Origin of the sequence: Acinetobacter sp. AHP123 (genome assembly GCF_023757925.1) — a bacterium.
Classification (GTDB): Bacteria; Pseudomonadota; Gammaproteobacteria; order Pseudomonadales; family Moraxellaceae; genus Acinetobacter; species Acinetobacter oleivorans.
In genome coordinates, this window is sequence record NZ_CP092454.1 from 159,534 (window position 1) to 181,670 (window position 22,137).

The 22,137-nt window shown below is 39.7% G+C and carries 19 protein-coding genes; 9 read left to right on the forward strand and 10 right to left on the reverse strand.

Annotated elements, in window-relative coordinates:
- Nucleotides 1-24: 24 nt before the first annotated feature.
- From MJX77_RS00755 to MJX77_RS00765, 3 genes are read left to right on the forward strand one after another with little or no spacing between them, the layout of a single operon-like run.
- Nucleotides 25-813, forward strand: a complete 789-nt coding sequence (locus tag MJX77_RS00755) for a crotonase/enoyl-CoA hydratase family protein (RefSeq protein ID WP_252060331.1) — start codon at nucleotides 25-27, stop codon at nucleotides 811-813.
- 35 nt (nucleotides 814-848) lie between these two features.
- On the forward strand, nucleotides 849-1,727 hold the full coding sequence (locus tag MJX77_RS00760; protein WP_252060332.1) for an alpha/beta hydrolase family protein: 879 nt from the start codon (nucleotides 849-851) through the stop codon (nucleotides 1,725-1,727).
- A 28-nt stretch (nucleotides 1,728-1,755) separates the two neighbouring features.
- Nucleotides 1,756-2,316 carry a TetR/AcrR family transcriptional regulator gene (locus MJX77_RS00765; protein ID WP_252060334.1) on the forward strand — a complete coding sequence of 187 codons (561 nt, stop codon included), beginning with the start codon at nucleotides 1,756-1,758 and terminating at the stop codon, nucleotides 2,314-2,316.
- Nucleotides 2,317-2,362: 46 nt separating this feature from the next.
- On the opposite strand, the gene pgaD is transcribed toward MJX77_RS00765, so the two are convergent.
- The 5 genes from pgaD to MJX77_RS00790 form a co-directional block, all read right to left on the reverse strand.
- Entirely contained in the window at nucleotides 2,363-2,782 is a 420-nt protein-coding gene (gene pgaD, locus MJX77_RS00770; protein WP_005303256.1) for a poly-beta-1,6-N-acetyl-D-glucosamine biosynthesis protein PgaD, read from the reverse strand.
- A gap of 88 nt (nucleotides 2,783-2,870) precedes the next feature.
- The gene (gene pgaC, locus MJX77_RS00775) at nucleotides 2,871-4,127 is read right to left on the reverse strand and encodes a poly-beta-1,6-N-acetyl-D-glucosamine synthase (RefSeq protein WP_250374670.1); all 1,257 of its coding nucleotides are present in this window, start codon (nucleotides 4,125-4,127) and stop codon (nucleotides 2,871-2,873) included.
- A 13-nt stretch (nucleotides 4,128-4,140) separates the two neighbouring features.
- Nucleotides 4,141-6,135 carry a poly-beta-1,6-N-acetyl-D-glucosamine N-deacetylase PgaB gene (pgaB, locus tag MJX77_RS00780; RefSeq protein WP_252060335.1) on the reverse strand — a complete coding sequence of 665 codons (1,995 nt, stop codon included), beginning with the start codon at nucleotides 6,133-6,135 and terminating at the stop codon, nucleotides 4,141-4,143.
- Between the two features lie 243 nt (nucleotides 6,136-6,378).
- Nucleotides 6,379-6,717 carry an FKBP-type peptidyl-prolyl cis-trans isomerase gene (locus tag MJX77_RS00785; protein WP_002117532.1) on the reverse strand — a complete coding sequence of 113 codons (339 nt, stop codon included), beginning with the start codon at nucleotides 6,715-6,717 and terminating at the stop codon, nucleotides 6,379-6,381.
- An 87-nt stretch (nucleotides 6,718-6,804) separates the two neighbouring features.
- On the reverse strand, nucleotides 6,805-7,335 hold the full coding sequence (locus MJX77_RS00790) for a YaeQ family protein (RefSeq protein WP_005303252.1): 531 nt from the start codon (nucleotides 7,333-7,335) through the stop codon (nucleotides 6,805-6,807).
- 188 nt (nucleotides 7,336-7,523) lie between these two features.
- Here MJX77_RS00790 and dctA point away from each other — a divergent pair, with 188 nt between their 5' ends.
- Nucleotides 7,524-8,786, forward strand: a complete 1,263-nt coding sequence (gene dctA, locus MJX77_RS00795) for a C4-dicarboxylate transporter DctA (protein ID WP_004794051.1) — start codon at nucleotides 7,524-7,526, stop codon at nucleotides 8,784-8,786.
- Between the two features lie 42 nt (nucleotides 8,787-8,828).
- Here the strand turns inward: dctA and MJX77_RS00800 are convergent, their stop codons facing one another.
- Nucleotides 8,829-9,827 (reverse strand): CobW family GTP-binding protein, encoded by a 999-nt coding sequence (locus MJX77_RS00800; RefSeq protein WP_252060336.1) that lies wholly within the window; start codon nucleotides 9,825-9,827, stop codon nucleotides 8,829-8,831.
- 499 nt (nucleotides 9,828-10,326) lie between these two features.
- Here MJX77_RS00800 and MJX77_RS00805 point away from each other — a divergent pair, with 499 nt between their 5' ends.
- The gene (locus MJX77_RS00805) at nucleotides 10,327-10,527 is read left to right on the forward strand and encodes a hypothetical protein (RefSeq protein WP_005303247.1); all 201 of its coding nucleotides are present in this window, start codon (nucleotides 10,327-10,329) and stop codon (nucleotides 10,525-10,527) included.
- Between the two features lie 115 nt (nucleotides 10,528-10,642).
- On the opposite strand, the gene MJX77_RS00810 is transcribed toward MJX77_RS00805, so the two are convergent.
- The 4 genes from MJX77_RS00810 to MJX77_RS00825 form a co-directional block, all read right to left on the reverse strand.
- Nucleotides 10,643-11,158: an acyl-CoA thioesterase gene (locus MJX77_RS00810; RefSeq protein WP_005303245.1), complete on the reverse strand. Its 516-nt coding sequence runs from the start codon at nucleotides 11,156-11,158 to the stop codon at nucleotides 10,643-10,645.
- Between the two features lie 252 nt (nucleotides 11,159-11,410).
- Nucleotides 11,411-12,025 carry a MarC family protein gene (locus tag MJX77_RS00815; protein WP_004794054.1) on the reverse strand — a complete coding sequence of 205 codons (615 nt, stop codon included), beginning with the start codon at nucleotides 12,023-12,025 and terminating at the stop codon, nucleotides 11,411-11,413.
- An 11-nt stretch (nucleotides 12,026-12,036) separates the two neighbouring features.
- The gene (locus MJX77_RS00820; protein WP_252060337.1) at nucleotides 12,037-14,103 is read right to left on the reverse strand and encodes a choline transporter; all 2,067 of its coding nucleotides are present in this window, start codon (nucleotides 14,101-14,103) and stop codon (nucleotides 12,037-12,039) included.
- A 120-nt stretch (nucleotides 14,104-14,223) separates the two neighbouring features.
- A complete protein-coding gene (locus MJX77_RS00825; RefSeq protein ID WP_250374675.1) occupies nucleotides 14,224-15,846 on the reverse strand; it encodes a BCCT family transporter in 1,623 nt (540 codons plus the stop codon).
- Nucleotides 15,847-16,111: 265 nt separating this feature from the next.
- Between MJX77_RS00825 and betI the strand changes: the two genes are divergently transcribed.
- From betI to mqo, 4 genes are all read left to right on the forward strand, one after another.
- Nucleotides 16,112-16,735: a transcriptional regulator BetI gene (betI, locus tag MJX77_RS00830; RefSeq protein WP_005303239.1), complete on the forward strand. Its 624-nt coding sequence runs from the start codon at nucleotides 16,112-16,114 to the stop codon at nucleotides 16,733-16,735.
- Nucleotides 16,728-18,200: a betaine-aldehyde dehydrogenase gene (gene betB / locus MJX77_RS00835; protein WP_252060338.1), complete on the forward strand. Its 1,473-nt coding sequence runs from the start codon at nucleotides 16,728-16,730 to the stop codon at nucleotides 18,198-18,200. Before betI ends, betB begins: the two co-directional genes overlap by 8 nt.
- 95 nt (nucleotides 18,201-18,295) lie before the next feature.
- A complete protein-coding gene (gene betA / locus MJX77_RS00840; RefSeq protein WP_151766823.1) occupies nucleotides 18,296-19,954 on the forward strand; it encodes a choline dehydrogenase in 1,659 nt (552 codons plus the stop codon).
- Between the two features lie 510 nt (nucleotides 19,955-20,464).
- On the forward strand, nucleotides 20,465-22,105 hold the full coding sequence (gene mqo / locus MJX77_RS00845) for a malate dehydrogenase (quinone) (RefSeq protein WP_191899647.1): 1,641 nt from the start codon (nucleotides 20,465-20,467) through the stop codon (nucleotides 22,103-22,105).
- The last annotated feature ends 32 nt before the right edge of the window (nucleotides 22,106-22,137 follow it).

Genomic DNA, 22,137 nt, shown 5'->3' on the forward strand with positions numbered 1-22,137 from the left:
AAAATAAACAAAGGACATCGAAAAATGTCAAATCAAGAAGGAAAAGTCAGCCGTGAAACTCGCGGACATATTTTTTTAATTGGTCTAGATCGAGCAGCAAAGCGTAATGCCTTCGATAGCTACCTGATTAAAGATTTATCACGGGCGCTTACTGAATATGAAAATAATGATGCTCTTCGCTGTGCAATTATCTTTGCTCATGGTGACCATTTTACGGCTGGATTAGATCTAGTTGAGTTACAACCCAAGCTCGCTACAGGTGTTTTTGATTTTAGTGATGAAGAAGTGAACCCTTGGGGTACAGTTGGACGAAAACTGAGTAAACCTTTAATTGTTGCAGTACAAGGTTATTGTTACACCGCTGGTATCGAACTATTTCTGAATGCAGACATTGCTTTAGCAAGTGAAAATACTCAATTTGCACAGATGGAAGTTCAACGCGGCATCTTACCTTTTGGTGGAGCTACAGCACGATTTACTCAAGCCGCAGGTTGGGCCAAAGCCATGCGCTATTTACTCACTGGTGACAGCTTCGATGCCAAAGCCGCCTTTGATATGAACCTGATTACAGAGATATGCCCAGAAGGTACTCAAATCAACCGTGCAATAGAACTGGCTGAACATATTGCTCAAGCTGCACCACTTGCTGTAAAAGCGACCCTCGCTTCTGCCCGTGAAGCCATTAATGAAGGTTATAAAACTGCTTTTAGCCAATTACAGGGCCATCTTCAGCCTTTACTCACCACACAAGATGTTCAGGAAGGTGTGTTTGCCATGTTGCAAAAAAGACCGCCTGTTTTTAAAGGTAAATAAAATTCCATCACGCTAGAAAAATAAAGAGAAAAGCTATGCAATCAGCAACTCAAATCAATGAACAGCTTAGCCAAACTGTACAATTCCCAGCTTTAGATGGTTATCAACTTAAGGGCACACGTTACTTTACAACGACACCAGCTAAAGCAAATATTGTCGTTGCAGGAGCAACGGGTGTGCCACATGAGTTTTACCGCCGCTTCGCTGAATATATGACGCAATTTGGCTATCAGATATTCACATTTGACTATCGAGGGGTTGGAAAATCGAGTCCAAAATCTTTAAAAGGATTTGATATGTCTTATTTAGATTGGGGGAAACTCGATTTAGCAGGTGCGATTGAATATTTATCAAAAGAACCATTACCTCTTTTCATGGTTGGTCATTCCTATGGTGGCCATGCGCTAGGTCTACTACCTAATCATGATAAATTATTGGCCTGTTACACCTTTGGTACAGGTGCAGGTTGGCACGGCTATATGCCACTCAAAGAACGTTTTAAAGTGCAAGTGGTCTGGAACATCGTGTTTCCACCTATCGTTGCCGTGACAGGTTATTTGCCTTGGAGCAAATTTAATATGGGTTCTGATTTACCCCTCAATGTTTATAAACAGTGGCGTAAATGGTGTAAAAACCCTAAATATTTTTTTGCTGATCCAGAACAAAAACACTTAATTGAACAATATGCTTCTGTCAAAACCCCAATTTATGCAGTCTCAGCCCTAGATGATGATTGGGCTTTACCCGCTTCTTGTCGCGCATTTATGCAACATTATCGACAAACTCAAGTCTCCTACGTCAGTCTTCAACCTCAAGATGTTGCTATGAAAACCATTGGCCACATGGGCTATTTTAAAAAAGATGCTAAACACATCTGGGATAAAATCCGCAGCACTTTTGATGTTTTTTTATAAAACTGCTTTATGTTTTGGATAATGTGAAATGAGACCGCAAAAACTGACTAAAGAAGATCTGCTTAAGCACTGTGCTTTGCAGTTCAAAACTTATGGATATGCAGGAACGAGCATGGATATGCTGGCAAAGGCTTGCGGCCTCACCAAAGCTTCTTTTTATTATTATTATCCAAATAAAGAAGCGCTTTTGCTTGAAGTGTTAAATGGTACTCATCAATATTTAATCCATTCTTTATTTGGAACGACTGCAAGTTCAGAACTCTCAGCCATTGAACGTTTTGAGCAAATGCATAAACGTGCTGTCCAGTTTTTTACCCAAGGCGTGAATGGTTGTCTAATTGGGGTAATTTCAATGGAGGCGGCATATGGTTCACCTGAAATTTTAGCCAAAATACGTAGTATTTTTCAGGACTGGCAACTGGCTATTCAGTCTATTTTTGCTTGTTGCATTGCTCAAGATCGAGCTGAGATTTTAGCAAAACAAAGTATTGCTGATTATGAAGGAGCGATCTTGATGTACCGTGTCACTCATGATGAGTTTTACATCGATCAAATTAAGCAACGTATTCTTGGACTTCTTAATTCTTAAAAAAAATAAAGCCCACTTAAAGTGGGCTTTATTTTATGGTTAATCGTTATTCAACTCTCACGATTTTACCTAATTCATCGTGGTGAACGACTGTAATTTTTTGGCTACGTCCCTGCTCAATTTCATGTTCAGGTAAATCGAAGTAGCGCGCATAATCATCAGTCTGTTTTGCTTTAAGTGCACTGCCACCGACACGGCGCTCTGGTAGCAAATGGCTCCATAACAATAAGCAAATTGCACAAGCAATTAATGCGGTAAGACCATGTTCAATTCCTACACCAAAGGCACTAAATAAACGGTGTACCAAATGAGTTTTTTGTAGTTCAACCAATAGCCATACAAACACGAACGGACGCCACAACAACAACCAAACCGCCCACATCATGGCTGTGCTTGTTGTAGAAGCATAGCGTTTATGCCATGGTAATTGACGGCGTAAATCAATAATCAACGAATCTGTCTTCATTTCTCTCTTTACCTAACGAAGTGCTGTGGTTTTCCCCAGACATCAATACAGCACGATCTTTAAAATCTCATGACTCTTGCATTTCATTCTAGCGAATGCCCCGATCCGGGCTCACCCAACGTGCTCGTTTCTCATCTCCACGTCGTAAGACTTTTGGAAATGCCACAATGGTTGCTGAAATAGTGATTAGCCAAAAGACCAATGGATACCAGATCATCCAGAAATAGTTTTTTCCTAGATGCGGTTCATAACGACTATCCATCCATTTGCTTAAAGCAAACTGAATTAGACAGGTTGCCCCCAATAAAATACCAGTACCATACGGTAAAAATGGGGAGCTCACAACAGCTAATGCAGGGACTGGTAAAATAAAATGTACCAACCACAACAAAGCCATCGCTAGCATTAAATATGACCAGACTAAAGTTAAGCAAAGCTCAAACATTAAAGGCCATAAAAAATTCAATTTTGGTTTAGTGAACACATCAATATTTTTAATTAATACCTGTGCACCACCCATTGCCCAACGTAAACGTTGTTTCCACAACCCATTGAGGGTTTCAGGCATTAAAATCCAAACCAAAGCATTCGGTTCAAACTCAATATCCCAACCTGCACGCTGTAACTTCCAAGTAATATCGATATCTTCAGTCAACATATTTGGTGACCAATAATCGACTTGGTGAACAGCACTTTTACGAAAAGCTGTAATTACACCCGATACAGTAAACAAGCGACCAAAAGTACGCTGTGCACGTTTAATCATGCCCACAATCGAAGAAAACTCACCGACCTGAATACGCCCTAACAAAGTTGAACGAGTACGGATACGCGGGTTTCCAGTAACAGCTGCAACCGTTGGATTTTCAAGGAAATGACGAATCATCCACTTTGCTGCATGTGGATCAAGTAAAGCATCACCATCAATACCAATTAAAAACTCGGCATCGGTCATTAAGCTTCCGGCTTGCAACCCCATGGCTTTACCTTGGTTTTGCGCCAAATGAACAACACGCAATTTTTCATGTTGTGCTGCTAAACGGTCGAGTACCTCACCTGTATTGTCCGAGCTACCATCATTAATCGCAATCACTTCAAAATGAGGATAGTCCAGTTTTAATGCATGGCTAATGGTTTCTTCTGCATTATCTCCTTCATTAAAACAAGGAACTAATACAGCGACTTTTGGATAACTTTCCAATGGAGCGGGTTGATCATAAGGCGGAGCCTGACGTTCTCTCCAATAGAAAATGATCGCACCCATCATCCATAAATACGACATGAATAATGGATAGTAAAAAACGAATTTTAAGGCATGCGACCATATTGCAGCAAAGATTGTCATGTTTCAGCCTCGACTACGGCACAAGACGAGATGATTTTTCAGCAAATGCTTTATGCATTACGTCAACATCCGGGTGATCTTTGATTGGGTCATCAGGGTAATATCCGACATGCATTACACCTTGCTGATACAGTGAATGAATTGTTGCTGCCATTTCAGTTGAAGGTACCTTTTCATTTTTACGCCAGTCGGTTGCCTGTAATTCAAAAACAGTTTTCTTGAGGCCATTAGGATATTGTTTCACGCGATCAATCATGTCTTTATAGAACTGATCTGAATTATCGACCTGCTCCATATAAGGCATTGCCATAATAGCTGTAAAATCATAATGCTTTAATGACTCTTCAAGCGATTGTGAATACCAGTTTTCTGCATATGGTTTTAAAGCCACCTGCGCATATAAGTTACGTGCAGTCACCAAGAACGGCTCATATTGTCTCACGTCATCAACGAGTTGCATTGCAAAATCATCTAAATATTTTGTCTTATATGCAGTCCATTTCTGCAAGTCTTGATCGTTATCACGGATTTTTGCTAAATCTGTTGGTAAACCTTGTTTTGCATAAGCCTTTAAAGCATCAGCGCTTGCATCTTCATAATCAGATAAAGTGACGTCGTCATGGAATAAAAGTCCGTTAAACGGCGTTGATTTAGCTAAATCCTGATAAATTTCACGAATAGTTTGGCGCGCATCTGCTGAGAAGGGACTTAAACGGATATAACCCATATTAAGGTGCTCACCCGCTTTTTCCTGCTGAGTTACCACCAAGTCCTTAGAAACAGGATCGGTTTTTGGTAGTTCCCACGCCAATAACGGCATCCACGCATAAATACGGCTTACAGAAGTGCGTGTTTGAATTTGCCATGCAACACGGTTAAACAAGTCTGCACGCATAGGAATATGGCGGTTTGGGAAATAAACCATATCCGCAGAACCATTCGCATCTGGATCTGAAAATGCTTGTAAATAAACTGTATTTACACCCATGCCATTAATTCGATCTAACAAGTGACCTAAATTGCGCTCTTGTTGTTTCGGGTCTGGATCATAAATATAGTCCAGATCGACATGCATGATTTTTTGCGGACGATTATTATCCGTTAAATTTAATTCACGGTTTTTAATTTCTTGAGCCAAATCATCAGTTGTCATTCCGCCTTCTACCAAAATACGGCTCATATTTTGTAGAGATTGTTTTGCATGGTCTGCCCCATCATCAAGCGTAATGGTCACAGGCATACCCAATTTTTTTGCAATTTGGACAGTTTGCATATTATAGCGACCGTATGGCCACACCATAACACGTGGCGAACGTAAGCCATGCGCTTTTAATAAGTCATTATTCTTTTTCAGGTCGCCATAGATTCGTGCTTCATATTGTTTATCGTTCTCGTAAGTTTGTGTTTTAACATCATAAAAACGTGTGGTCGCAGCAGGTTCAGAGTTACCTTGCGGGTTACCTGTAATACCACGATGCAAATGATAGCTATGGTTCGCAATTTCTACAAAACCACTATCTTGCATTTCTTTAAGTTCATTCCAGCTTAAGATTTTATCACGTGGAATTTCTTCCCCTGAAAAATCCACTTTTTGACCAGCTTTTGGCTCTAACCATGAACCCACTACAGCCAAAACAACTGGAATCTTTTTAGCTTTTAGAACTGGATAAGCGTTTTGATAAAAAGATTGATAACCGTCATCTACAGTTAATAAAACCGGTTTTGTAGGCAGTTGAAATTTACCCTGATGAGCACGGATCAACTGATCAACCGTAATAAAATGGAACCCGTTTTTTTGTAGCCACTCAACGTGCTGTGTAAATTGTTGAGTCGTCACTGCATATTGAGGAATTAACGCATTTTTAGTATCGGTAATTTCATGATAACCAATCACCGTGAGTGTTGAAGCGTCCAGTTTAGGTGGTTTGGCTAATGCCATGCCTGACAAACCTGCCAAAGCCAAGCCAAGTGATATGTTCAACAAAGGAGATGCAAAGCGGATAATCATGAAATAGCGTCTCAATAACAATATAGATTACTTATGTGAAATTTGATGTTAGGGCACAAACTTTTTGAAAGTTGGTCTTAATATCACACTGCTCACAAATGAACAGTTTTTCAGTCAGCATTTATAATCAAATAATCTGAAAATAATCTTAAATATTCAAAAAGCTAAAATATAAATTAATAATGTATTTATATTTAAAGCTCATATAAACAAGAAAGCCCCCTAAAGGGCTTTCAATTTTCACTAGTCACGAGTTTTGACATCAAATAATTCAATTTCAAAAATTAAATTAGAATTCGCTGGAATAATTTTACCCATTTTACGCTCACCATAAGCTAAATGAGCAGGCACGATTAACTTACGCTTACCGCCAACTTTCATTCCCATAATGCCTTGGTCCCAGCCTTTAATTACACGACCTGTTCCAATCACGCATTCAAAATAATTACCGCGGTCAATTGAAGAGTCGAACTTAGTACCGTCTTCTAACCAACCTGTATAGTGAGTTGTAATCAAAGCACCTTTAACCGCTTCTTTGCCTTCACCTACTTTTAAATCGATAATTTCTAATTCATTTGACATGGTTTAACCCTTAAACTGAATTTCTAAAATCGCAATTAGTACTTAGTGTACCAACTGAATCTGTAGAATTTGTTGCGCTTTTCTAAATTACTGTAACTGTGTCCAAACAACATTTGCCTGACCCTTTTCACCTAAAAGTGTCCACTCGTTGTCCATCACATTTAATTGTAGTTGCATGGTACGTTCACAGAGCTGTTCAAGCTCGGCTGTACTTTGAGGGGCAATTTGCCACACCTGAACGTTACTTAAGGTTTTAATTTTACTGTTTCGCTTCCACCAGTCTTCGACTTGTGTGCCATAAACAACAACCGCAACCGTTTTACAACGCGCACTGGCTTTTTTAACTTTATCTTCAGACGGCAAACCGACTTCAATCCAAGTTTCTAGTTGACCCGTTAAATCTTTTTGCCATAACGCTGGCTCGTCAGTTTCAAAAAGGTCTTTAGTAAACTCAAGCTCATCACTTGCGAAACGGGCAAAAGCCATCAAACGAACCATTAAACGTTCTAAAGTTTCCGAAGGATGCAAGGCAAGCGTCAGTTGATAATCACCATAAATATGGTCATCCATATTGGCAATATTCAAGTCTGCCTTATAAATTGTTGCTTTAAGCGCCATGATTAATATGTTCCAAAATTTGGCGCTAAGGATACTCGATTTTAGGTAAAAATTATAAAAAAACTAAGCAATCCACCGCATAGTAATTGGAAATTTGCATATTCTTCCAAAACGCTCAGCTTGCTTTAGAGTTGGCCGACTTTTTGCTTGAAAGAGAAATATTCTCCTCTTGCTAAAATTGATGACTTATGTGGCAAAAGCTTAAACGTAGTTTATTTTTACAGGTTCTTTGTGCTCTCTTTCTAGGAGTTGCAGTTGGGGCTGGTTTTCATGATTTCTCCCTATCCTTAAAGCCATTGGGCGATGGTTTTATTTCTTTGATTAAAATGCTGATTGCACCCATTGTGTTTTGTGTCGTTGTACTGGGAATCTATGGTGCAAACGATATCAAAAAAATGGGCAAAGTCGGTGCAAAAACGATTCTCTATTTTGAAGTGGTCACCAGTATTGCTTTAGTTTTAGGCATTATTGTGGCTTATGTATTTAAACCGGGCGTCGGTATGAATATCGATATTAGCCATTTAGATGCAAAAGATTTAAGCACCTATACCGAACGCGCTCATGAAATGCACACAGGTTCGGAATTTCTACTCAATATTATTCCAAAAACATTCACTGCTGCTTTTGCAAACGGTGATATTTTACAAGTTTTACTCATCGCTATTTTATTTGGTGTATCACTACTTTTAATTCCTAAACATTTGGCAGAGTTAGTACGTCAGGCGCTTGAAGCTTTTTCAGAAGTCTTCTTTAAAATTATGGGTCTGATTATTCGTTTAGCGCCGATTGGTGTATTCGGATCAGTGGCCTATACCACCGCCAAATTTGGTTTAGATTCCCTTCTACAATTGGGCTATTTGGTTCTACTGTTTTATGCAACCTGCATTTTATTTGTTGTGGTTGTCTTAGGTTCAATTTTAAAACTTGCCGGTCTCAACATTTTCAAATTTGTGGCTTATTTTAAAGATGAATTAGCAATTGTTTTGGGTACAGCATCTTCTGACTCTGTCTTACCTCAAATTATGAAAAAACTCAGAAATCTGGGAATTAAAGATTCGACGGTAGGTCTGGTCATTCCTACGGGTTACTCTTTTAACTTAGATGGGTTTTCAATTTACTTAACTTTAGGGGTGATCTTTATTGCACAAGCCTGCAATATTGATTTATCCACTCACGACCTATTGGCTATTTTGCTGGTTTCACTCATTACTTCTAAAGGTGCCCATGGTATTCCTGGCTCAGCTTTAGTTATTCTTGCAGCAACACTGTCAGTTATTCCAAGCCTTCCTGCAATTGGTCTAGTGCTTCTACTTTCAGTCGATTGGTTCATTGGCATTATTCGTGCCTGTACCAACTTAATCGGTAACTGTGTTGCTGCTGTAGTGATTGCACACTGGGAAAAAGATATTGACCATGCTCAAGCCAAAGCAGTATTAGATACAAAACCTTAAATCCATTATGAGAACATTAAATCGTCTTTGGTTTAATGTTCTCTATTCTTCAAGCTGACAAGCAAGTAACGCCGTTTCAAAAGCCAACCAATCGTGATGATGTTCACTAATGATTTCAATACGGTTATCAATCCCCTCTTCACCAGACTTATAATTAAACTGATCAGGATTAAAGTTAAAAACTTTCCAACCTTGATCTGTATTAAAAATTCCCTTAATTCGAAGCCAGTCTTGCTGCGCACATAATAAATCTAGCAAATTATAAAAATCGAATTTCCAGCGTTTAGGTAATTTCCAACCTGCCACAATATAGCCTTGTGCCGACTCGACATAATGATAAGGTAATTGCTGAATTTCCTTCTTAACCTCGGTTTCAGTCATTTGTTTTTGAAGTTTAAGTAAAGGTTGTATAGATCGCTCAGTTAAATGAGCAGCTACATCAATTTTATTTAACACTAACTGACCATTTTCAGTTTTAATCCACTCTTGGTGATAAGGCTGATATTCACCTTTTAATAACTCAAGCGCCTGATCATCTTCAAAAGTCATCACATCCGTATGTGACACCACCACAATCTGGGCAGCTTTTAACTGATCTTCATAAAGGTTTTGTTTAACCCAGTTTGTATCGTGCAAACGGCTACCATCAACAACAGTAATTAATGCTCGCATGGCTAAACTACTTTGCCAATGCGGCTCAGTCAGTTGGTCAAATAACTGTGAAGGATGCCCAAGTCCAGTCGGTTCAATAAAGAGTCTATCTGGCTTTTGTTCACTCAATAGACGAGCTAAAGCAATATGCATAGGCAATTGACTGCTACAACACAAGCAACCACCTAATAATTCTTTGACTGCATAGCCTTCATCTTGAGGTAAGAGTTGTTGGTCTACTCCAATTTGCCCAAATTCATTCATTAATACAGCCCAGACTTCATCTTTAGGCTTTTGACTTAATAAATGCTGTAATAATGTGGTTTTGCCTGCCCCTAAAAAACCGGAAATAATATGGGTAGGAACAGTTTTTTGGGCAATAAATTTCACAAGCGACTCAAATCAACAAGGTTTCAAAACTAAGAAAGGTATATCACTGTTTAAATCACATGAAAATGATTTTTCACTTTGAAGATATACTTTTCAATTATCAGACCAAAACACTTAATATGTGACATACATCTCACTCAAAATCTAAATTAACTTTTGATAATTAAAATTCAAACGGAATATTCTATTTATGCGCATTCACAATTCATGCCAGAGTGTAAGTTTTACGTAACACGATTGATCTTTTTTCATTCGATAAGAAATATTTTTACACATTTTAAGGTGTAATTAAGCCCTTTAATTTTACAGATTCCGCACATAAACGGCCCGTATATTTCATATTGTTAAGATAGGCGTAATAGATTGTTAAGTTAATTGATGTAATCCAAACCTCGGCTTAGCATGTGTCCTAGCTTAGTCATTCAGCCATACAGGTTTCATGTATGTAGGAAAGATTAGGTTTAATTTATTTTTAAATGAAATTTAAGGATGCCATAAAATGAAATTAGCTAAAACTTTACTCGCTACTACACTTGCTTTAACTGCTGCTTCAACTTTCGCTGCTTCTAAGCATGACCAAGCACATACCACTGCTGGTGAAGAAAAAGTTGTTGTTTCAACTCAAGAACAAGCAAACACTGCAAATGCTGCATCTGATGCTGTAGGTTCTGCTTCTGAAGCTGCTCCTGCAACTCGTTAATTCTCTCAGCACTCTCCTCCAAGCTCAGAGATAATTTTACTGAAATGAAATATGGACGCTGAATTTTAGTAAAGAAGAAAAAGGATCGAACCATGCTGCGGTTCGATCCTTTTTTTTAAGAAGATTTTTTATACATGCTACAAGATGGGTTATGGTTTTCTTGTAGACGTAAAACTTTACGGTGCTCAGCAGCTTCAAAGCGGCAACGCTTCCACTCTGTATCAAGTTTCAAATGAGGCACTTCACATGGCTTGCCCTGCTCATCAACAGCAACCATAGTGAAATAACAGCTATTGGTATGGCGCACTGTACGCTTCTGAATATTTTGGGCTTCAACACGTATTCCGACTTCCATTGAAGTACGGCCTACATGGTTAACACTTGCCAAGAAGGTTACCAGCTCACCCACATAAATAGGTTCTTTAAAATTTACCTTATCTACAGATAAAGTCACCACGTAGCCACCCGAATAACGACTTGCGCAAGCGTAAGCGACTTGGTCTAGTAGTTTTAGAATCGTACCACCATGAACATTACCTGAAAAATTTGCCATATCAGGCGTCATCAAAACTGACATCGTCAATTCAGACTGATCATCAGTTGCTGTGGTTATTTCATCTAATGTAGGCATAGCTAAACTCTGTGTCTTAAAACAAGCTCAGTAAACATTATGGTTGATAATTCACAAAAAAAACATGCTTAAATCCACAACATAGCATTGTATTTTTTAATATCTTTGATTGTTTTTTAAAATTTAAATTTTTAAGGCATTATTTTTAAAGTTATTTTTAAAGCTTTTTTTATTTATCTTAGTTTTTTTAGAAGATGCTATGCCATTTTATTCCCACACTTAATGGCATAGCAGGATGTTATAAGCCACTCGCTATACTTTAGTAATAACGCCAGTCACACCATTAATGATCATATCAATGGCGATCGTACCGATTAATAAAGCAGATAAACGCCCGACAATATCAAAGTAGCGGTCAATATGCTTGGCATGTTTATAGCGTAAATGATCATGTGAAAATTTCATCAAAATCAAAATACTACAGGTTAAAAATAGGGTGAAGGCAATCACTAAGGCTGCCTCACCAATTGACATTTCAATACCTGTAACCACAGCAGCACTAATGGTGCCCGGACCAATCATAAACGGCATGGCAATGGTACCAGCCAGATGCTCTGGTGCACCGCGCATTTCACCAATCGTATCGGCACCCTGAAAAACATAGCGATAGCCAATCACCAAAAAGATAAGGCCTCCAAATATCTGAAAGGCTTCAAAACGTACATTCAGATATTTACTAAAAATTGTTTCGCCGCCCCATGCAAATAGCATGAACACGACAAAAGCAATCAAACTTCCCTGAATCAGTGCTTTATTAAACACTTTGGCTTCTGAATGACGGATCAGGCCAATCATGTAGATGCTCATTAGAAATGGATTGAGCAACGAGAAAAATAAAGCAAAAGAATGTAGATAAGGAGAAGCCATGCATTTTCCTCTTAAGCTTGTGGATCGGGGAACAATGGACGATTCCCTGGGCTAATACGATTAATATGTAAGAACGTCATATGTCTTTCATATTTATCTAAAATGTCATTAATAACCTGTTCTTTACTATAACCGACCAGATCGTTATCTTGAGAGCCATCATAAAGATAGGTTTCAAGACGGTAATAGAACTGTTTACCTCGTTTCACACGTTGACTGAAGTTTGGTGCGCTATAGCGTACAGGCCAGATCTGGTAAACGAAGTTTTGTTCTTCTTCTAAATGAATAGTGAAATCCAGATGGAAAAGCGTTTCTTCATCTTCAAGCGGCGTTTGCTGCACATCTACGTTCATGCCCTGCTTAATAAGCTCACCTGCAACGGCCTGAACAGCCGGTAGACAAACTGCATCTAGCATGCGTTGGGTTTCAGTGGTTCCCGGATGATGCATGACTCGAGTTAAACGCTGTTTCCAATTCAGAATATCGACATTACCTACCACTGGCGCTGCATTCATACTTCGACTGGCTTGCCGGTAATCTTCAAGCCTCAGCGACTTATAAAGCCCCGCCATCACAAGGAACATTACAAAACTAAAAGGTAGTCCCATAATGATGGTCGCGTTTTGCAAAGCAGTAATTCCGTTGGTCATGAGCATGGCAAGCGTTAATAACCCAATGGCAATTGCCCAAAACACGCTTAACCAACGCGGAGCATCATTATCGATATTCGTAAGTTTAGTCGTGAAGTTACCTAAAACCAGCGCTCCCGAATCAGCAGAAGTCACGTAGAACAAAAGTCCTGTTACGGTGGCAATTGAAGCGATAAAGGTAAAGCCCGGATATTGCGCTAACAGGTCATAAAAACCATGAGCCGGATTTGCTAACACAGTCGCTGCTAAGGTTTGGTTGCCTTCAAAAATAACGCTGTGCAGTGCACTATTACCAAAAATGGATAACCATGTGAGTGTAAATAGAAGCGGAATAATTAAGGTACCGCATACAAACTCACGAATGGTACGCCCTCTTGAAATACGTGCCAGAAAGAGTCCTACAAATGGAGACCACGCAATCCACCATGCCCAGAAGAAGAAAGTCCAACTACTCATCCACTCTTTAGGCTGTTCAAAAGCAAAACTTTGTAATGCTAAAGCAGGGAAACGAGTTAAATAGTCACCAATATTTTGAACAAGGGCATTGAGTAAAAACTCAGTATTTCCTAAGAATAAAATAAACAGCAATAACCCGACCGAAACATAAATATTGATTTCAGATAAAATCCGCAGGCCTTTATTGACCCCAGATGTCACTGAAATAACACTAATACCGACTGCGACAGCAATCAGGATAAATTGCATCCAGATATTTTCTGGTAACCCCAATAACACATGTAGGCCATAATTCAGCTGTACTACTCCAATCCCGCAGGTCGTTGCAATACCAAAAATTGTCCCGATGACGGCAGCCGTATCAACACTATGCCCAATTGCTCCATTAATTCTGTTCCCGAAAATTGGGTAAAGTGCAGAACGAATGGTAAGTGGTAAGTTATAACGATAGCTAAAGTATCCCAATGACATACCGATCAAGGCATACATACACCAACCGGTTAAGCCATAGTGGAATAAGGTCCAGACCATACTTTGGCGTGCCGCCTCATAGGTTTGACCGGCTCCGACTGGAGGTTGCATATAATGAGATAATGGTTCAGCGACCGAGAAGAACATCAGATCGATACCGATACCAGCCGAAAACAGCATCGCAGACCAACTGAGTAAACTAAACTCAGGTTTTGAATGCTTAGGTCCTAATTTAATACTGCCGTATCTTGAACAGGCAATAAAAATCACGAAAACCATATATAATGTTGCGGCAAGCAGATAATACCAACCAAAGGTTGAGGTTACCCACTGAAGTACGGCGTTCATGACTCTATTTGCAAAATCATTGAACAAAAACGTGACGAGAGAAAAAATTAAAATAAGTACAGCTGAAAAATAAAAAACCACACGGTTGAGCGGGTCTTTTTTAGATTTAGATAATGTTAAATCATCAACTGCTCTTGGATTATCTGTTGCCATACAATCCTCAAGGAATAAAATAAAAACAAAATATTTAATTTCGTCTTTTCACTCTTATTTAAAACAATGAAAAGACGACTTTAAACGCAAAAAATAATATATAGATGTGATCGGTTGAGGTTATAAAACCTCAGTCACTTTATTCTGGTCACAATTCGACGGAACCGAAATGTCTTTTGAAACAGCTAACTGTTTTTTCACTAATTGAGGGTCAAAATCATCTTGCTTTAACGCTTTGGCTAAACCAAACATATAGAGCAAAATAATGACTGAAAATGGTAAACCACATAACACCACAGCACTTTGCATGGAGTTAAAACTACCGGCCAAAAGCAAGCCAATACTTACAATGGTAATTACCACAGACCAAAAAACGCGTAACCAGATCGGTGAATCACTATCATTGGTGCCCCCTTTTGAGGACAAATTAGCGATCATTAGTGTACCAGAGCCAACTGGTGTCAAAAATAAAACGAAACAAATTACAACAACAATGCCAGCAACATACGGATTAAACGGCAGATATTCGAGTAACTTAAATAAAGACAATGCCGGATCAGTTAAAACCATATCGCCCAAAACTTTTTGTTTCTGGTTCAAAATAAAGTAAATGGCAGTATTTCCAAAAACCGAGATCCAAGCCAGTGTAAAACCTAGAGGAATCAGGCATACACCTAAAACAACCTCACGAATCGTACGTCCTTTTGAAATGCGCGCAATAAACATGCCGACAAAAGGCGCCCATGCAATCCACCAAGCCCAATAAAATACTGTCCATGACCCTAACCAGCCACTGGCTTTTTGATTGTATAAATACATATCAAAGCTTTTACCAATAAAATTGCTTAGATAATCTCCCATATTCTGTACAAGACCATTTAATAAATGATTTGTAGGACCTGTTAAAAATACAAATAAAAGTAACGCATACAGTAGACGTAAATTAATACGCGATAACCATGCCAAACCTTTTTCAATGCCAACCACTGTCGTGATCGTGGCAACACTCATCATGATGAGAACAGCAGCAATTAATGTCACTGAGTTATTAGGAATTTGCGGAAGTAAATAACAAATGCCGGATACCAGCACCAATGCTCCGATTCCCAAGTTAGTGACCAGAGAAATAACCGTCGCTAAAATTCCAAAACCATCCACGAAATCACCGACCAAGCCATGGACTCGCTCGCCAAAAATTGGATAAAGCGCTGAACGCAAAGCTAGTGGTAAATTTTGTCTGAAAGCAAAATAACCTAAAGTGACTCCGAGCAATGCATAGAGTACCCAGCCATGGATGCCCCAATGCAAAAAGCTATAAGTCATCGCATTACGGGCTGCCTGAATGGTTCCTGACTCACCTTCTGGCGGTCTTAAGAAATGATCAACAGGTTCAGCAACACCATAATAAAGTAGTGCAATACCAATCCCTGCCGAGAACAACATTGAAGTCCAAGCCAAATAGCTAAACTCAGGTTTGTCGTCGTCTTTTCCTAATGGAATCTGCCCTACTTTTGAAAAAGCGAGCCAAGCGACAAAGCCCAAACACAGCACAATAACCAACATGTAATACCACCCAAAAAAGTGATTTACCTGCTCTTGTACATAGGTCAGCCAAAACTGACTTTTTTCGGGAAACAGCACAAAAAGTAGGCCAAAAATGCCAATACTGACGGCTGAACTCCAAAATACAAAACGATTTAACCGAATATGGTCTGAAGAATATTTATCACTTTTCAACACCATCTTATTGCTCCTTGCAATCGGTGTATTTTCTCAAAATAACGTAATAAGTAATGTACTTATGCGCATCATCCTATCCTTAAGAATCTTTGATTTTAGCGCTTTATTCCTCGTGCTAATCTTCAAAAATTCATTGATTTTTACATATCATACTTGTTATTGATTGAACGTTCAATCAATAACAAGTATGATAAAAAAAGTGCTATGATGCTCTGCAAGTTAACATGCTGAATTTAAAGCACCACTAAAAGTGCTGATGTGGAAAAACATGACAAAACGCAGAGTAAAACCAGAGCACGTGCGACGTGAAGAAATTATGAATGCCGCACTCGACGTAATTTATGAAGTGGGGTTATCCAATACCACCATTGCTCAAATTGCAAAAAAAGCCGAGCTGTCGACCGGCATTGTCAGCCATTATTTTGGCGACAAACAAGGGTTGATCAATACCTGTATGCAAGAAATGTTAAATGTTCTGCGTCGTAAAACCGAACAGTACAGAGCAGAAGCAGATTCGCATCCAGAGAGCCAAATTAAGGCCATTATCGACTCGAACTTTGACATTAGTCAGGTCAATGAAAAAGCAATGCGGGTCTGGTTAGACTTTTGGTCAGCGAGTATGCATGTACCAGACTTAAGCCGCTTGCAAAAGATTAATGATCAACGCCTGTACTCTAACTTGAAGTTTTATTTCCTCAAGTTAATGAATGAACAACAGGCCAGTGTTGCCGCTAGAGGGTTGGCAGCATTGATTGATGGATTATGGTTACGAGGCAGTTTAAGCCGTCATAACGAATTTGACAGCAATCTTGCCCGTTCCATTGCTTACGATTATGTACAAACGCAAGTTCAATTTGCGAACAAGCCTTTGCAGGAGAGACAAAATGAGTGATGCACAAGTTCATCAACTGTATATCCACGGACGCTACGTTAACGCAACCAGTGGAAAAACATTTAATAGTATTAACCCTGCCAACGGCGAGACAATCGCGACTCTTCAACAAGCTTCTGAACAAGATATTGAAGCTGCTGTAAAAAGTGCCCAACAAGGACAAAAAATCTGGGCTGCCATGACTGCCATGGAGCGTTCACGTATTTTACGTCGTGCTGTCGACATTCTTCGTGAACGAAATGATGAGCTTGCACGTCTTGAAACACTCGACACAGGCAAATCTTTTAGCGAAACATCTACAGTCGACATCGTGACTGGCGCAGATGTACTCGAATATTACGCAGGACTGGCAACTGCCATTCAGGGTGACCAAGTTCCGCTTCGCGAATCAAGTTTCTTTTATACACGCCGTGAACCTTTAGGTGTGGTTGCTGGTATTGGTGCTTGGAACTATCCAATTCAAATTGCTTTATGGAAATCTGCCCCTGCCCTTGCTGCGGGTAATGCCATGATTTTCAAACCAAGCGAAACCACCCCACTTACTGCATTTAAACTTGCAGAAATCTATACAGAAGCTGGCGTACCAGACGGCGTATTTAACGTGGTGCAAGGTGCGGGTCGTGAAATCGGTCAATGGCTCACTGAACATCCTGTGATTGAAAAAATCTCATTCACTGGCGGTGTGGAAACTGGCAAAAAAGTTATGGCAAGCGCGGCTGGCTCTACGCTTAAAGAAGTGACCATGGAACTTGGTGGTAAATCGCCACTCATTATTTGTGAAGATGCCGACCTTAACCGTGCCGCAGACATTGCTGTCATGGCGAACTTCTTTAGCTCAGGTCAGGTATGTACCAACGGTACACGCGTATTCGTTCCAAAATCACTTCTAGCCGACTTTGAAAAAGCGGTTGTAGAGCGTGTAAAACGTATTCGCATTGGCGACCCAATGGCTGAAGACACAAACTTCGGACCACTCACTAGCTTCCCTCATATGGAAAAAGTGTTGTCTTTCATTGAGTCGGGCAAACAACAAGGCGCTAAAGTGTTAATTGGTGGCGGTCGTGCTACAGAAGGCGAGCTTGCCAAAGGCGCCTATGTCCTACCAACAGTATTTAGCGACTGCACCGACCAAATGGCGATTGTTCAAGAAGAAATTTTTGGACCTGTCATGAGCATCTTAAGCTATGAAACCGAAGAAGAAGTGATTCAACGTGCCAACGACACTACCTTTGGTTTAGCTGCTGGCGTAGTCACTCAAGATATTAGCCGCGCTCATCGCATTATTCACCAAATTGAAGCTGGTATTTGCTGGATTAACACGTGGGGCGAATCGCCTGCCGAGATGCCAGTGGGTGGCTACAAACAATCTGGCGTGGGCCGAGAAAATGGCTTGACCACACTTGGGCACTACACCCGTATCAAATCTATTCAAGTTGAACTTGGCGATTATCAAAGCATTTTTTAATGCCTCAATCGCTCTAGACACTTCAACCTAAATCACATATGCCGAGCAGTCTTTATAGATTGCTCAGGCAAACTGTTAGTAAAAAAAGGATAGTTATGAATATTAAAGAATATGATTACATTATTATTGGCGCAGGATCTGCCGGAAATGTACTTGCTGCACGTCTAACTGAAGACAAAGATACCACCGTTTTACTCTTAGAAGCGGGTGGACCAGATTATCGCTTGGATTTCCGCACACAAATGCCGGCAGCTTTGGCCTACCCTCTTCAAGGTCGTCGCTATAACTGGGCTTATTTAACTGACCCAGAACCGCACATGAATAACCGCCGTATGGAATGTGGTCGTGGTAAAGGTTTAGGTGGCTCATCTTTAATTAATGGTATGTGCTATATCCGTGGTAACGCAATGGATCTAGAGCAATGGGCAACTCATAAAGGCCTTGAAAACTGGTCTTATGCCGACTGTTTGCCTTACTATAAAAAAGCCGAAACGCGTGACATTGGTGAAAATGACTATCATGGTGGTAATGGCCCTGTATCCGTTGCTACCCCTAAAAATGGCAATAATGTATTGTTCCATGCCATGGTTGAAGCTGGTGTACAAGCAGGTTATCCACGTACTGACGACTTAAATGGTTACCAACAAGAAGGCTTTGGGCCAATGGACCGTACGGTTACCCCAAAAGGTCGCCGCTCAAGTACTGCACGTGGTTATTTGGATATGGCAAAAGGTCGTCCAAACCTAACTATTTTGACTCATGCCACGACCAATAAAATCTTGTTTAATCAAAAACAAGCGATTGGTGTTGAATACATTATTGGCGCCGATCAAAACAACTTACAACGTGCCTTGGCTAAACGTGAAGTCTTACTGTGTGCAGGTGCAATTGCTTCACCACAAATTTTACAGCGCTCGGGTGTTGGCGAAAGCAATTTCTTAAAATCAATGGACATTGATGTCGTTCATGATTTACCGGGTGTAGGTGAAAACCTGCAAGACCATTTGGAAATGTACTTACAGTATAAATGTAAGCAACCCGTTTCTTTATACCCTGCCTTGAAATGGTATAACCAACCTGCGATTGGTGCCGAGTGGCTATTTAATGGCACAGGTATTGGTGCAAGTAACCAGTTTGAAGCAGGCGGATTTATCCGTAGTTCGGACGAGTTCAAATGGCCAAACATTCAGTACCATTTCTTGCCAGTTGCCATTAACTACAACGGTAGTAATGCCGTGAAAGAACATGGTTTTCAAGCACACGTAGGTTCAATGCGCTCCCCTTCACGTGGTCGTATTAGACTGAAATCAAAAGATCCGTTTGAGCATCCAAGTATTTTGTTTAACTACATGTCGACTGAGCAAGACTGGCGTGAGTTCCGTGATGCAATTCGTATCACGCGTGAAATCATGCAGCAACCTGCACTTGATCCATATCGTGGTGAAGAAATTAGTCCGGGTAAACATTTGCAAACTGATGCAGAGCTTGATGACTTTGTTCGTAACCACGCAGAAACCGCTTACCATCCATCTTGTAGCTGTAAGATGGGCGAAGACGAAATGGCTGTCGTAGATGGTCAAGGCCGTGTACATGGTATGAATGGTTTGCGCGTAGTTGATGCCTCAATTATGCCACTGATTATTACCGGTAACTTAAATGCAACCACCATTATGATTGCCGAGAAAATTGCAGACCAGATTCGTGGACGTGAAGCATTACCACGTTCAACTGCACCGTTCTATGTAGCATCATAAAATCTTAAAGGGCATATTTCTTATGCAGAGATATGCCCTTAATTTCATATTCATTGAGCCAATATTAATAAGAACTATGTATGACAGAAAATAAGCATTTGTAAGGAGCTTATTTACATAAATATGTCATGAAATAAAAATTAATCTATTTTTATAGGCAAATATTCTTCAAATGATCCAACTTTAATCAAATCAAAACTATTATTTTAATTTCAACAACTTAAAACTAAACAATTAACTTAAACTATCTTATAAAAGCCCAATTTGATTAAATATAAATCATATTTATGATTTTGATGAACCCCATTTATTATAAAAATTGTCTTGTCAATGCAAAATTAGTCTAAAATATAGGGTGTTTGCGATAATCCCAAGTCATTTTTATTTTTTTCGAAGTTCTCTAATTTTGAGAATTCAGTTTCGCATTTATATCCATTTTGTCTGGATACGCTGTCTAGGTTTCCTCACTCCTTAAGTGACTCAAATAACTTATTTTAAGGTCCCCCTTACATGAAAAAGTTTTTGAAATACCTTCTGGTATTAATCATTCTTATTTTAATTGCTGGTATTGTTTTCTTGTTTAGACCAACTGCGTCAAAACAAGTCGAAACTGCAAAAGATGAGCCAGTTGTTGATGCTGTTCTTGTTGGCGGCGGCATCATGAGTGCCACTCTTGGTACTTATTTAACTGAGCTTGAACCAAACTGGCAAATTCGTATGTATGAACGTCTTGACCAAGTTGCTCAAGAAAGTTCAAACGGCTTTAACAATGCCGGAACAGGCCACTCTGGCTTTATGGAAATGAACTATACCGAAGAAAAAAACGGTAAGATGGAAATTGTCAAAGCTGAAAAAGTTGCTTCTCAGTTTGAAGTAGCAAAACAGTTCTGGTCATATCAGGTAAAACAAGGCGTTTTAGCTGAACCTAAATCATTCATTAACCCAGTTCCGCATATTGCTTTCGTTTGGGGTGATAACGTTCAATTCTTAGAAAAACGTTATGCTGCCATGATTCAAAGCCCGCTGTTCAAAGGCATGAAATTTACTGAAGACCCAGCTGTGATTAAACAATGGGCACCTTTAGTCATGAACGATCGTGACCCTAGTCAAAAAGTTGCAGCAACCCGTATGGATGTTGGCTCTGACGTAAACTATGGTTCTATCACTAAACAATTAGTGAATCGTTTAGACCAAAACCCGAATTTCAAATTACAGACTTCAACCGAAGTGACTGGCATCAGCCAAAATGATGACAAAACTTGGACTGTGTCTTTCAAAAATTTGAAAACTGGTAAAGTAGATCACGTTAAAACACGTTTTGTATTTATTGGTGCAGGTGGTGCAGCAGTTAAATTATTGCAACTTACTGGTTTACCAGAAGCGAAACAATATGCTGGCTTCCCTGTTGGTGGTGAGTTCTTAATTACTGATAACCCAGCAATTACTGCTCAGCACACAGCAAAAGTTTATGGCCGTGCTGAACTTGGTGCGCCTCCAATGTCTGTACCACATATTGATACACGTTATATCGACGGTAAAAAATATGTATTGTTTGGACCATTTGCAACGTATTCAAACAAGTTCCTGAAAAATGGTTCTCAGCTTGATTTACTTGCATCAACTAACAAAAACAACGTTTTACCAATGACTACTGTTGGCTTGGAAAACCTTGATCTTGTTAAATACTTGGTGAGCCAAGTAATGATGTCAGATGAAGATCGTCTAAATGAACTTCGTAAATACTACCCAGATGCGAAAGCTGAAGACTGGCGTTTAAGCCAAGGTGGTCAACGTGTTCAGATCATCAAGAAAGAACCAGGTAAACCAGCAACGCTTCAATTCGGTACAGAAATCTTTGCGTCTAAAGATGGTGCTGTAACTGCATTGTTAGGTGCGTCTCCGGGTGCTTCGACTTCTCCATACATCATGCTTAACTTGCTTGAAAAAGCTTTCCCTCAGCAAACTGAAGGTAAGTGGAATCAGAAGCTTCATGAAATTGTAGTATCTTATAAGCAAGACTTGAGCAAAGACCCTGTATTACTCGACAAAGTTCGTCAGTACACAAGTTCTACGCTTGGCTTGAACTATACATCTCCGTTCAAAGCTGCAAACGATGAAACTGCTGCTGCCCCAGTTGCAAAAGCAAACTAAGTTTGACGATGTATAACTAAAATATCAAAAGG